13 protein-coding genes are annotated in these 11,524 nt (G+C 65.0%); 8 read left to right on the forward strand and 5 right to left on the reverse strand.

Going from position 1 to position 11,524, the window contains the following annotated elements; translation table 11 throughout:
• Positions 1 to 588: 588 nt before the first annotated feature.
• A complete protein-coding gene (locus ACH4RC_RS40690; RefSeq protein ID WP_398209797.1) occupies positions 589 to 1,122 on the reverse strand; it encodes a VUT family protein in 534 nt (177 codons plus the stop codon).
• Between the two features lie 85 nt (positions 1,123 to 1,207).
• Here ACH4RC_RS40690 and ACH4RC_RS40695 point away from each other — a divergent pair, with 85 nt between their 5' ends.
• From ACH4RC_RS40695 to ACH4RC_RS40710, 4 genes are all read left to right on the forward strand, one after another.
• Complete coding sequence (locus ACH4RC_RS40695; RefSeq protein ID WP_398209798.1) at positions 1,208 to 2,149, forward strand: hypothetical protein; 942 nt, start codon at positions 1,208 to 1,210, stop codon at positions 2,147 to 2,149.
• Complete coding sequence (locus tag ACH4RC_RS40700) at positions 2,125 to 2,469, forward strand: hypothetical protein (RefSeq protein WP_398209800.1); 345 nt, start codon at positions 2,125 to 2,127, stop codon at positions 2,467 to 2,469. The genes ACH4RC_RS40695 and ACH4RC_RS40700 overlap by 25 nt, the downstream gene beginning before the upstream one ends.
• 151 nt (positions 2,470 to 2,620) lie before the next feature.
• Positions 2,621 to 3,064 (forward strand): helicase-related protein, encoded by a 444-nt coding sequence (locus tag ACH4RC_RS40705; RefSeq protein ID WP_398209801.1) that lies wholly within the window; start codon positions 2,621 to 2,623, stop codon positions 3,062 to 3,064.
• The gene (locus ACH4RC_RS40710; protein ID WP_398209803.1) at positions 3,061 to 4,308 is read left to right on the forward strand and encodes a hypothetical protein; all 1,248 of its coding nucleotides are present in this window, start codon (positions 3,061 to 3,063) and stop codon (positions 4,306 to 4,308) included. The genes ACH4RC_RS40705 and ACH4RC_RS40710 overlap by 4 nt, the downstream gene beginning before the upstream one ends.
• Here ACH4RC_RS40710 and dbpB (ACH4RC_RS40715) read toward each other — a convergent pair.
• From dbpB (ACH4RC_RS40715) to ACH4RC_RS40730, 4 genes are read right to left on the reverse strand one after another with little or no spacing between them, the layout of a single operon-like run.
• Positions 4,298 to 5,392: a DGQHR domain-containing protein DpdB gene (gene dbpB, locus ACH4RC_RS40715; protein WP_398209805.1), complete on the reverse strand. Its 1,095-nt coding sequence runs from the start codon at positions 5,390 to 5,392 to the stop codon at positions 4,298 to 4,300. The two genes, ACH4RC_RS40710 and dbpB (ACH4RC_RS40715), sit on opposite strands and share 11 nt — an antisense overlap.
• Before the next feature lie 47 nt (positions 5,393 to 5,439).
• Positions 5,440 to 6,663, reverse strand: a complete 1,224-nt coding sequence (dpdA, locus tag ACH4RC_RS40720) for a tRNA-guanine transglycosylase DpdA (RefSeq protein ID WP_398209807.1) — start codon at positions 6,661 to 6,663, stop codon at positions 5,440 to 5,442.
• Positions 6,660 to 7,802 (reverse strand): DGQHR domain-containing protein DpdB, encoded by a 1,143-nt coding sequence (gene dbpB, locus ACH4RC_RS40725; RefSeq protein WP_398209816.1) that lies wholly within the window; start codon positions 7,800 to 7,802, stop codon positions 6,660 to 6,662. Before dbpB (ACH4RC_RS40725) ends, dpdA begins: the two co-directional genes overlap by 4 nt.
• On the reverse strand, positions 7,799 to 8,713 hold the full coding sequence (locus tag ACH4RC_RS40730; RefSeq protein ID WP_398209808.1) for a hypothetical protein: 915 nt from the start codon (positions 8,711 to 8,713) through the stop codon (positions 7,799 to 7,801). Before ACH4RC_RS40730 ends, dbpB (ACH4RC_RS40725) begins: the two co-directional genes overlap by 4 nt.
• A 109-nt stretch (positions 8,714 to 8,822) precedes the next feature.
• On the opposite strand from ACH4RC_RS40730, the gene queC reads away from it, so the two are divergent.
• Genes queC through ACH4RC_RS40750 form a run of 4 tightly spaced genes read left to right on the forward strand, consistent with a single transcriptional unit; the run spans position 8,823 to position 11,283 of the window.
• A complete protein-coding gene (queC, locus tag ACH4RC_RS40735; RefSeq protein ID WP_398209810.1) occupies positions 8,823 to 9,518 on the forward strand; it encodes a 7-cyano-7-deazaguanine synthase QueC in 696 nt (231 codons plus the stop codon).
• Between the two features lie 2 nt (positions 9,519 to 9,520).
• The gene (queE, locus tag ACH4RC_RS40740; RefSeq protein ID WP_398209812.1) at positions 9,521 to 10,156 is read left to right on the forward strand and encodes a 7-carboxy-7-deazaguanine synthase; all 636 of its coding nucleotides are present in this window, start codon (positions 9,521 to 9,523) and stop codon (positions 10,154 to 10,156) included.
• Positions 10,157 to 10,513, forward strand: coding sequence for a 6-carboxytetrahydropterin synthase QueD (gene queD / locus ACH4RC_RS40745; protein WP_129825254.1), 357 nt, complete (start codon positions 10,157 to 10,159; stop codon positions 10,511 to 10,513).
• A 2-nt stretch (positions 10,514 to 10,515) separates the two neighbouring features.
• Positions 10,516 to 11,283: a GTP cyclohydrolase I FolE2 gene (locus ACH4RC_RS40750; RefSeq protein ID WP_398209814.1), complete on the forward strand. Its 768-nt coding sequence runs from the start codon at positions 10,516 to 10,518 to the stop codon at positions 11,281 to 11,283.
• Positions 11,284 to 11,524 lie beyond the last annotated feature (241 nt).

Consider the following 11,524-nt stretch of genomic DNA (forward strand, 5'->3'; position numbering starts at 1 on the left):
CGCCGCTTCCCGCTGTGCGGCGACGGAATGCCGATTCATACGGCCGGGCTGTACAACGCCTTGCTGGTGTGTTGGCGCTTGCGGGAGTGATCCGCCTGGGCGAGGCGAGCGGTCGGACCTGGGCCACCGCGCGTCAGGTGGCGCGTCCCGGCTGTGGCTTGTTAAACGCCGCCTTTGCGTCGAATTTATTGCCTCTGCGGGCGCTCTGTTCAGCTCCGGTGGGTTCCTTGCCTGGACACCCCATACCCACGTCGCAGAACGTGTAGAGGACCTGGCAACTGAGAACCCGGGGCTCTTCCTGGAACGGTACGAGGGCGGTTGGAGCCTGGATGACTGGATCAGCCTCGGATGGAGCCGACCACCCAGGTTGTGGCAGCGCGACGATGCCAAACAGCTGCCCGGGCGGTTGCTGCGGGCGACCCTGCGCGGGAGTCGTCCCCTGGGACACCAGCCACCCGAGGTTAGCGCGTGGGCGCGCACCGTGCCGCGGCTGACGATCAGTCTCTTGTTCTGCAGCTCGCCCACGGCAGCCTCATGATTGTTTAGTGAAAGGACAGCGAACCGCCAGGGGCTGCCGGCCTTGCAGCCTTATGCGGGGGGCAGGGTTTCTGCGGCGGTGAGCTTCCGGCGGCGTAGGAAGTCGAGGACTGCTATGGCCCCGAGCGTCATCCACGCCTTTCCGAGGATCTGCCCCTGCAAGAAGTCGAAGGAGCCGAATGCCAGCCTGAGGAAGATCAGACTGTCGGCGACTAGTCCCACCGCGTTCGAAGCGAGCATGGCGACAAGGAGTCCTCGCGTCCGGAGCGGCTCGTAGACGGCGAAGTCCATCGTCTCCGCGACGGCGAACGCGGCGGCCGACGCGAAGGCCAGCGCCGGGTCCGCCAGGAAGTAGGAGACGACAGTGCCGAGTGCAATCGCCGCGAGGATCGCACGGCGGCCCGCGGCCTCACGGGCGAGGTCGCGCAGCACCAGGGCCAGGCCCACCATGTAAACGCCGGCCGGGGCTTCGTAGCCGAAGCCGACGGGCAGGGCACCGATGTGAGTGACAGCCAGGTTGGCGGCCGGGATGGTGGCGATGTAGGCGACGAGCGTCGCGATTCCGGCAGGAGCAGGGACGTTCACGATCATTTTCTTTCTTGGTGTGACAGGAGCCTGGCCCGCCTGCGCTGAGCGGAACGAGGCGGACGGCGTCCAGACAGTACAGCTCATGCCACTGACGCGGGCGAGGTGGTTGGAACAACTGCAGGTCAATCGTTTGTTGTTCTGGCCCCAACGGGGTGGTCGGACAGAATCGTCTCGATCGGCACCTTGCGGAGGGGGTGACTGGGCGTATCGGGCCCGGCTGCGCCAGCCCTGCACGCGGGACAACCTGGTCGCTCAGCGTGCAGCAAGCGCCAGCATCCCCGCTCTCCCGGCGGCCGCCGCCGAGATCTACCCGCACCAGGTCCGCGCCGCACTGACCGTGCTCTCAGACCCGGTCCAGCGCTATCTCCTCGCCGACGAAGTAGGACTCGGCAAGACGATCGAAGCCTCGTACGTGGCGCTGCAGACCCTGATCGACACCCCCGCAGGCGCGCGCGTGACATTCCTCGTCCCCGATGCCCTGCGCCGCCAGTGGATGGCCGAACTGCGCACGAAGTTCTTCACCGACGACTTCCCTCGACGCGTAAAGATCATCTCTCATGACTCTCCCGACCTGTGGGAGCAGCATCACAGCAGTGATCTCGTCGTGGTCGACGAGGCCCACCAACTGGTCCAGGACCGCTATGACACGGACCCCACCTACTGCGCACTGCGGGATCTCGCACACTCCGCGTCGAAGCTCCTCCTGCTGTCCGACACACCCGTCACCTCCAGCCACACCACGCACCTGGGGCTCCTGCACCTGCTTGATCCCGATGTTTACAAGTGGAGCGAGCGGGAGGAGATCGCCAAGCGGTCCGCGCACCGGGCCGAATTGGCAAACCACGTGCTCAGCCTCGACGCGGAATGTCACCCACTGCTGCCGTCCACGATCGACATGATCAAGGAACTGCTGCCCCGGAGGATTCCCGCTTCGTGCGCCTCGCTGCTCACGTCCTCGACCTGCTCGACGAATACGAGGGCCTCCGCGACGAGGCAAGAATGCCTGATCTCCACGCACGGGTGACCGCTCTTCGGGCGCACATCAGCGAGACGTACCGACTGCACCGCCGGGTGATCAGGAACCACAGGTCGAACGTCCTGCGCCAGAATGACGACTCGGCAGCCGTCGCCAACGAGGTGCGCGGCCGTGCCGAGCCGGAAAAGCTGACAGCCCAGTCTTACTCCCCAGCTACCGACAGCCTCCTGGCGTGGCAGACCCAACTGTGGGGCCACCTCCTCGACGAGGGCCTGGAGAGCAGGCGCACCGACTATGCGCTGGCCCTGGCCGTGCTCGCTTTCCGTCTCGGCGGCTTATCTGCCGACTACCTGGACGCCCTGCGATAGCGGGTGCGCCGTGGCAAAGACACTGCTGAGCGTGCCGGGCTGAGCACCCGCGAGCGGAAGTACCTCTCCAGCGTGCCCGTAGCGCCGCACGAGCCCGCGAATCTGGCAAATCTCGAGTCGGAGAGCGCGGGAAACGGCGCCCGGGAACTCGATGACCTCATCGACACCCTTTCTTCCCGCCCTGCGCAAGGGCGGCCGCATCGCGGTCTTCTGCGGCCCCGGCTCACTTGCTTCGACGCTCACCGCACGCCTGCGAACCCGCTTGCCCCGGGTGAGCTTTTTCGAGCACACCCGCAGCGCAGGACCCGACGCGTCTGAAACGGCGACCGCCTCGTGGCGAAAGCCCGTCGAAAGCGCTGCCGTTCTCGTAGCCGACGACACTGCGGAGGATGGCCTGAACCTCCAGGCAGCCCGGTCCGTGGTCCACGTGCGCCTGCCGTGGTCACCCAACCAACTGGAACAGCGCCTGGGCCGCACCGACCGTTACGTTGAATCCAACGAGCAGCGCCAGGCACCACGGCAGTACGTTCTCACCCCGAACTGGCCGACGTCGTCCAGCAAAACCTTCCCCTCCCGGTCAGGGAAGCAATCTTGAACTCCGTGTACATGGCGCTGGAACAGCCCCTGGCGGAGGGCGATCTGCCAACTGCGCGGGCACGGTTGGAGGAAAAAGGACGGTTCGTCCCTGCCTTGCTGCACACCGCTGTCGGCACCCGGGCCCTCTCCGCGCTTCTGCTGGCGGCCACCGTCCTTGAGGACCTCCGTGCTCTGCGTCGTCTCGCGGGTGTCGTGCAGGGCCAAGCCCTCACAGACGCGTTGCCCCCGCTGCTGTGGCAGGAAGCTCAGCGCGTTTTGGCCGAACTCGATGCAGTCGCAGAGCCTCGCGCCGATGTGGTTCCCGGGCCGCAGATTGCTGCCGACGACACGCCGCAAGCCGGGCAGAGTGTTGCCCCCTGGCCGGCCTTCCTTGCTGCCGTTGCCGCGGGGAGCAGCGAGGGCACCGCAGCTATCGAGGAGCAGTTGGAGTGCATGGCCCACGCCGGCCGACCACGATGCAGTACTGGCCAACCTGCTGGACGGCTTGGAGAATCAGGTCGCCGAGGAGGCCTGGCGGGCAGTCGGTGCGAAGCCGTCGGATATGCGGCCCCGGAGATTGCACTGCGCGCCGGGCCCTCCGCACAGACCTATGCCGAACTACTCGATGAGATCGGCGCCTATCGCAGTCGATGGGCCTCCCCCGAACGGGCCGCAATTGCGCTGGACTTCGTCGATCGGCTGTTCCTGGCGGCATGCCCCGACCAGTTGGCTCGCGCCACGCTTGCTTACGACCTGCTGGAGCCGCTGTGGCGTCACCAGCAACGGCTCAACGAAGTAGACTTGGCGTTCACCAAGCGCCTTTCAGGAGAAATGGACGTCTTGTTCTCCTGGCAGGAGTGGGTTGTCTCCGACGGCGACCAGGAGTCGCCGCTCTCCGACCTTCCGTCCATGAAAGTGCTGCTGTATTCCCTGGACGAAGCCGTGCTCACGCGCTGTGTCGAGGAGATCCAGCATCTGGCTCCCGGGGTGGACGCCGCCCGATCCAGCGGCCACGTCGACAGTGCGCAACTCCGGCAGAAGGCCCGCTCTGCTGATCTGGTCGTCATCGCGACGCGCTGTGCGAAGTACGCGGCAACCGGTTTCATCACGCAGCACGCCCGTACCCAGCACATCTTCTATGCGGACGGCAGCGGCTCGGCATCCATGCTGCAGGACGCTGCTGACGCACCGGTGGCCTCCCTCTCCCCCGCTTTCGTGGAGGAGGCCACCGGTGGAAACCGCAAAGGTGTGACTACTTGCTGACCCGGGCCTGCAGGTGGCTGCTGAGCAGCCGCACGTCGCCGGCCGTGTTCTGGAGACTGTTCCAGTTGCGTTCCTGGCCATCCGAGAACGTCCATTTGCCCGACGTCCAGGCCACGCGGCCTTCCAGCCCGCGCAGGGTGCTGCGGACCTTGTCCCAGTTGACCTTGCTGTAGTGGACGTCCGCGGTGAGCCGGTCCATGACGAAGCCCATGGCCTGGATGCCCACGCCATGGGTCAGCCTCGACTCCTTGGGAGGCCTGTCCCACGCGTCCTCGAACATGCTCGCCACAGGCGTCCAGAAGGACAGCAGGTGCGCCAGCATCGCCTCTTCGTCGCCGGTACCGTCCTCGGCGTTGCGGTACTGGTACAGGGCGCCTTCATAGATGCTGTGCTCCAGCATCTTCAGAACGCTGTTGTCCTTGATATTGCCCCCGGGCGACGTGGGGCTGCTGATCCTTCCGCTGAAGGGGCCATCCCCCATGTTCAGCAGGACCATGATCTTCGCCGCGAGTTGACGGCGTGCGTACGAGCGTGGCAACTGGCCGGTGGTCTCGGGCAGCAGTTCGTACACCAGGCCCTTGGGCAGCGGCTTGGTCGAGTTGACCAGGATGAACTGCGACCGCTGATCTTCCTGGGAGGCAATGAATCCCACCGCCGCGACGGGGAACTCCGCCAGGTCGGCGTCCCGGATCGCGGCGCTGCGCTGCTGGCCGTCTACGAGCCAGGCCGGCTTTTCATGCTCGGCGAGCGACTCGTCGACGGGGATGACCAACTCGCCCGGGACGGCGTAGTCGATGCCCTTGGTAGGCCGGCCGGCAACGAACTCCACCCGGTCGTCGAACGCAAGGACCAGGGCGTTGGGCAGCATCGCCCCGTCGGACTCAAGGTAGCGGCGGATTGCCCGGATGTGGCTGAGGGCCTCGGGCCGCTGGTACCCCTGCAGTTGCTTCTCGTCATCGCGGCGAATGCGGGAGACGGCGGTGAAGTCGTGCAGTTTCTTGCCGTCGACCGCGAAGCAGTAGATCTGCTTGTCGCCTTGATTCACTTGCAGGGCAGGGAGTCGCAACGCGTATCGGTCGGCCACATCTTCTCCTAGGTGGGCAGTTCGTAGACATCGGGCGGTTCAGGTGTTCACGTGAAGTTGAGCTTGCTCATCTTCGCCTGGAGGACGGTCATGTTATGAAATCCGCGACGCTTGTTCCGTTCGGTGCCGCGGAAGATGACGATCTCGACGCCCAGGTCCTTGCAGAGAAGGCAGGAGCAGTGCTCCCAGGGCCGGTCGGCCAGGGTTTTCTTGTATTTGTCGTGGTACTTGGCCCATTTTTTCTCGTCAACGAGAGTCAAATAGGTCTCCAGGGCCGCCATGGCCTTGGGTAGGTCCAGTTGCTCGCTGCCGTACGCACGCAGGGCGTGGAGGCATTCGCGCTCCGCCTTGATGGCGGCTGACTGGGAGACCACTCCCGCCAGGATCTGCCTCTTGAGCGTGGGGTTCCCGTCGACCTGGGGGACCCTGACGGCCGTGTAGGTGTCCTCGGCGGTGTGGAAGTTGTTGCGCTCGTCCATGAAGGCCTGCCGGAAGGCGGACGTGCTGTCGAAGCTGGCCACGCCACGCTTGGAGAATTCTTCCATGCTGCCGATGCGCGTGATGCCCAGCAGGTGCAGTTTGGTGTTGTCCTTGTCGCGGATCTCTTCGATCTTGTCGAGGCAGGCCATGATCTCGTGGGTCTTGAGGGGGACCATGCCACCAAGGGCGATGCGCTTGTAACCCATGTCCTGGAGTTGGGCCACGCTGTCTGCATAGCTGGCCGGGCTCCATCCCTGGGCGGCACCGAAGGGGATGACCTTGCTCTTGCGGGCCTCGATGCCACCAAGGAATTCCTCGGCGAGCCTGAGTGAGATGCGTCGGCGCTCGGCCCACGCGGGATCGACCTCTGCTTCGGTGGCCTCCGGTTGGTAGCCGAAGATTACGTGGTCAATGCTGACGCCCTCATCGAACTGGCACCCTTCATAAAAATCGAGAACTTCTTCAACTGAGTACGGAGGGATCTTCTCGTCGACATAGTTGAATGCGCCGCAGTCTCCGAGGCTGTCCATTCCTTCGGGGAGTCGGAAGAAGTCGCGGACGCCGAGGCGGTAGAGCCGCTGCCGCTGGGGAGCAGTGTACTTACCGGCACCCTTAACAGAGCCGTCAACGATGGCCTTGCTGACCAGTATTCCCTTGTAAGGGGCGGGAGTGACTACCTGGTGCGCATAGCGGTCATCGCGCTGTCGGACACGAAAGTCGGAGTATTCATCGTTAAGGAAGTCGTAACTCGGGCTGACTTGGTCCTGACTGTCCGGAAAATAGAACTTCACGACGCACTGGTCCTCGACTGGAAGTAGATGCGAATCAAAAGGTTCGAAAGGGTACTGATATGCCGTGGTGTGTTCTGGAGTTCGTCCCACGGGGTGTTGAGTTCTGGCCAGCGCCCCTTGGTCCAATGGCAGTGGGGAGCGATGAGTGCCAACTCGGCCTTGGCCCGCTCGTAGGCCTCGGGCGAACCCGGTTCGGCGATGGCGAGGACCCGGTCCATGACTCGGTCCATGAGTCGCCCCATCGAGCGGATGCCAACACCGTGCATGAGGCGGCTCTTGGTCGGTGACATGCCCCAGGCGTCGGGGAAGGTGTCCCGTACCGCGCTCCAGTAGGTGATGAGGATGCTGCGGATCGTGGCGGTGTCGACCGTCCCGTTCGAGAGATTCTTGTACGGGAAAAGGGCGCCCGACGGCTTCAAGGATTCCTCGATGGCGGAGATCAGACTGTTGTCCTTCACCACGGCGCTGGTTCGCTTGTCCGTGATGGTCGACGCCTGCTTGATCAGTCCCTTGAAGGGGGAATCGGCGTCCTGGTTCAGAGCATTCACCAGGACGGAAGGGAGCTTCTTTGCGGACAGTTTCGTCGGGAGTTTGGTGTGCACCTCGGGGAGGAGTTCCGTCACAAGGTTGCCGGGCAGTGGCGACACCGTGTTGACACGCAGGAACTGATCCCGCTGCACCTCGATGTCCTCGGCGACAAAGCCGGCCACCATGACGGGCAGCTTGGATCTGCGGGTGCGCGCGAGCGCCAGGCTCCGCTGCTGACCGTCCACGATGAAGGCAGGCCGGGGTGCACTGGGCGACTCGGGCAGGGAGATCTCCAGCGTTCCGATGGTGGAAAGGCCGTCCGTGCTGTTCGGCCCGCGGCTGCCCCGGAACCGCACCGAGGCCGGAAGGGCAAGGATGAGGCCGTTGGGGAACAGCACGTCCTCGCTGTCGAGGTACTCCAGGATCTGCTTCACGTGCTGCTTCTTCTCGGGCCTCTGGTACCCGAACAGTTTGCCCGCTTCGTCCCGGGAGATTCGCGCGACATCGGCCACCCGGTCAATCTCTCCCGCTTCGAGCGCGAACACGTACAGCGGGATGCCCGGATTCTGCTCGATCCGCAGTGCCCTGCGTCTGATGACGTCTTCTGTCACCGCTCCCCCATGGTCCTCTTGTACAGACTGGCAAACCTGCTCTGCTCGCACGCTCGACCGCTGTCGCGCAGGGCCCGCAGCAGCCGGGTGCGGGAGATGTCCGGCACCTTCGCCGCCTCTCGCCGGATAAAAGCGATCACGTCATCATCCGACATGGGTTCCCGGTTGTACTGCACCGGCTTCGTGGTGGCGGTCGCCCACGCAGTCCACGCCTTCTGCGCCTCCGGCGAGGTGAGCGCATGGCCCCGGGAGTGCTCGAGCCACGCCGCGGCCATGCGCGCGTTCAGGCTCGTCAACGTGCCGCCCAGTGCGTGGCTCAAGCCGGCGTCGGAGCGGACCCGGTGCACTCCGGGGACCTCGCGCACGCCCCCGATGAGTAGTGCCTCACCGCCCTGCTCTCCCAGGGCCATCAGTTCCTCTGCCATGGCGCCCGCGTAGACCTCGGACAGCACCATCAGGACCGGCCCCCGACGGCCGAGTTCCTGCAGCGTGGCCCGACCGGTTCCCGCCTGAAGGTGGCCCCACCACCGGGCGTTCTCCTCCGTTGACGTGGCGACGGCATCGGCGTGCCGCGTGCTGAAGGTTGCCGCGTAAACGGGTGTCTTCTGCTCTTCGGGCTCCACCGGCTGCAGGCCCAGCCCGGCCGAGGCCACCCACAGTTCTGCCTGGTACCCCGCGGCCGAGGCCGCCGTCACGAGCCGGCGCGATCGGGCCCAGTGATCACCGCGGTAGAGGTTCTTGAGGGAGTGCAGAGAAGGTCCTCCGCGGGCGGTCGCGTTTCGTAGGCGCTCTTGCCAGTTGCCGGAGCGCAGCTTCACGCTGCCCTTCGGCAGGTTCCTGGCGCACAGGGCCGCGTCCGGCCTCTCGATCTTGCGGTCAGTGCATGTGACCACCAGCGATAGTTGCCCCACGCGGTTCGACTCCCGACACTCATAACTCGTACTCACTGGTGATTACTCTACCTGTCAGTTTCCACGCTAGGCTTCAGGCATACACAACGGTCTAACTAGGGAGTAAGGCATGGCACGTCCTGCGATCGTTCTGCTGAGCGGCGGTCTGGACTCGACCACAGTTCTGGCCATCGCGAAGGACCAGGGCTACACGCCGTACGCCCTCAGCTTCCGCTACGGCCAGCGCCACAGCGTCGAGCTCGAGGCCGCGAAGCGCGTGGTCGAGGCCCAGGGTGCGGCCCGGCACGTCATTGCTGACATTGACCTGCGAGTTTTCGGCGGCTCGGCTCTGACCTCTGACATTGAGGTGCCCAAGCACGACTCTCTGGACCACGCCGGGGAGGGCGGTGTGCCGATTACTTATGTGCCGGCACGCAACACGATCTTCCTGTCGTTCGCACTGGCATACGCCGAAACTGTCAACGCGAGTGACATCTTCACCGGTGTTACTGCCGTCGACTACAGCGGCTACCCGGACTGCCGTCCCGAGTACATCGACGCGTACGCAAAGATGGCCAACCTCGCGACCCGTGCCGGCGTCGAGGGCACCCAGCAGCTCAAGATCCACTCGCCGCTCATGGAGATGTCGAAGGCCGACATCGTGCGTGAGGGCCTGCGCCTGGGTGTGGACTACTCCATCACCTCCAGTTGTTACGACCCCGACGAGCAGGGACGTGCCTGCGGCCGCTGCGAGACCTGCCTGCTGCGCTTGAAGGGCTTCGCCGAGGCCGGTTATACCGACCCCGTGCGGTACCAGGACGCCTGAGAATGACCTATCTGATCAAAGAGATCTTCTACACCCTCCAGGGCGAGGGCAGCCACGCAGGCCGCCCGGCGGTCTTCTGCCGCCTCTCACGCTGCAACCTGTGGACGGGCCTGGAGAAGGACCGCCATCGCGCCATCTGCCAGTTCTGCGACACCGACTTCGTGGGCACCGACGGCGAAGGCGGCGGCCGATTCGCCACGCCTGAGGACCTCGCCGAGGCCGTGGAGAACGCCTGGCCGTCTGAATCCGCCGAGCACCGCTTCGTCGTGTGCACAGGCGGCGAGCCGCTCCTGCAACTCGACGAGGCAGCCGTCGAGGCCCTGCATGCCAGGGGCTTCGAGGTCGCAGTGGAGACCAACGGCACGCGCGTGCCGCCGGCGGGCATCGACTGGCTGTGCGTGAGCCCCAAGATCGGCTCCGAACTCGTGGTCGCTAAGGGCGACGAGTTGAAGCTGGTCTATCCCCAACTGGGCGGGGACCCGGCCCAGTTCGAGGCGTTGGACTTCAGATACTTCCGCCTTCAACCGATGGACGGCCCCGACGTGGAGGCCAACACCCGTGCAGTGGTCGACTACTGCATGAAAAACCCGCGCTGGATTCTCTCTCTCCAGACGCACAAGTATCTGGGAATTCAGTAAATGGAAATCTTTCGCGAGTTCAACTTCGAGGCGGCGCACCGGCTGCCCAACGTCCCCGAGGGCCACAAGTGCTCCCGACTGCACGGTCACTCCTACAAGGTGATCGTGCACGTCGAGGCTCCGGTCGACCCCGATGCGGGCTGGGTAATGGACTTCGGTGACCTCAAGCGGACGTTCAAGCCGATCGAGTCGCAACTCGACCACTATTACCTGAACGACATCGAGGGCCTGGAGAACCCGACCAGCGAGGTCCTGGCCCGCTGGATCTGGGAACGTCTCCAGCCCAATCTGTCGAGGCTCTCGGCTCTTACGGTCCGCGAGACGTGCACGTCGGGCTGCACGTACCGGGGCGAGTGAGCATGCACGACATCCAAAACGAGACCGACTCCCGGGGTATTGAACTCGACCGGGTCGGTATCGACGGTGTCCGCTACCCCGTGTCCTTCGAGGACGGCCACTTTCGCCAGGAGGGCATCGCGGACTTCGAGGTGACGGTCCGCCTCCAGCATGACCGGCGCGGCACGCATATGAGCCGCATGGTTGCCCTCGTACACGAGCACTTGCAGAGGTTCGACCCGCGGCGGTTGCCCACCGTCCTCAAGACCGGTGCGGATCTGCTGGATGCGCCCGCTATCACCGTGGCGATGGCCATGCCTGTCAGCACGACCGTGGTCGCCCCGGCAAGTGGCCGTGAGTCAAAGCAGGTGCACGACATTCGCATCGAAGGGCACTGGGACAACGGCAACGTGACGGTCCAGACGGCCGTGACCGCTGAGGTGACCAGCCTCTGCCCGTGCTCCAAAGCCATCTCCGACTACGGCGCTCACAATCAACGCAGCCAGGTCACGCTCACCGTGACTGGCCAGGGCGACATCCCCTACCCCCTGCCGGTTCACGGCGCCGTGCGGTTGCTGTCGTCCTCCGCCTCGGCGCCAGTGGTGCCCTTGGTCAAGCGCGTCGACGAGCGTGTCCTGACCATGCAGGCGTACGACAGTCCGGTGTTCGTCGAGGACATGGCCCGCGCGGTCAGTGCCTCCTGCCGAGATCGGGGCCTTCGGCACGCGGTGAGTATCCGCAACCTGGAGAGCATCCACAGCCACGATGCCATCGCCTTCATCTCTGGTTAGCCCCAGTCCACGGCATCCAGCGCGCGGGCTCTCTCTGGCCCTGCCCCAGTGCAGGGCACGCGCCGGCCCTGTGCATCGCACAGGCCGGGCCCGCTTTCGTGCGCCCCTCAGCCTGGAACGCCGGTGCCGGCGAGTATCAACTTGTTTGGGTGTGGATCCTCTCGAGGGATGACTGACCTGGGAAGACGCTGATCGGTGGTGCCGGGGCGACGGCTTGCTTCTACCGTGTTGGGGTGGAGGT

This window comes from Streptomyces sp. NPDC016845, from assembly GCF_044332585.1.
GTDB lineage: Bacteria > Actinomycetota > Actinomycetes > Streptomycetales > Streptomycetaceae > Streptomyces.

Excerpts from the sequence above, each read along its gene's own strand:
- ACH4RC_RS40695 (WP_398209798.1), top strand. The coding sequence starts at position 1,208 with ATGCCACTGACGCGGGCGAGGTGGTTGGAACAACTGCAGGTCAATCGT.
- ACH4RC_RS40700 (WP_398209800.1), top strand. The coding sequence starts at position 2,125 with ATGCCTGATCTCCACGCACGGGTGACCGCTCTTCGGGCGCACATCAGC.
- ACH4RC_RS40705 (WP_398209801.1), top strand. The coding sequence starts at position 2,621 with ATGACCTCATCGACACCCTTTCTTCCCGCCCTGCGCAAGGGCGGCCGC.
- queC (WP_398209810.1), top strand. The coding sequence starts at position 8,823 with ATGGCACGTCCTGCGATCGTTCTGCTGAGCGGCGGTCTGGACTCGACC.
- queE (WP_398209812.1), top strand. The coding sequence starts at position 9,521 with ATGACCTATCTGATCAAAGAGATCTTCTACACCCTCCAGGGCGAGGGC.
- queD (WP_129825254.1), top strand. The coding sequence starts at position 10,157 with ATGGAAATCTTTCGCGAGTTCAACTTCGAGGCGGCGCACCGGCTGCCC.
- ACH4RC_RS40750 (WP_398209814.1), top strand. The coding sequence starts at position 10,516 with ATGCACGACATCCAAAACGAGACCGACTCCCGGGGTATTGAACTCGAC.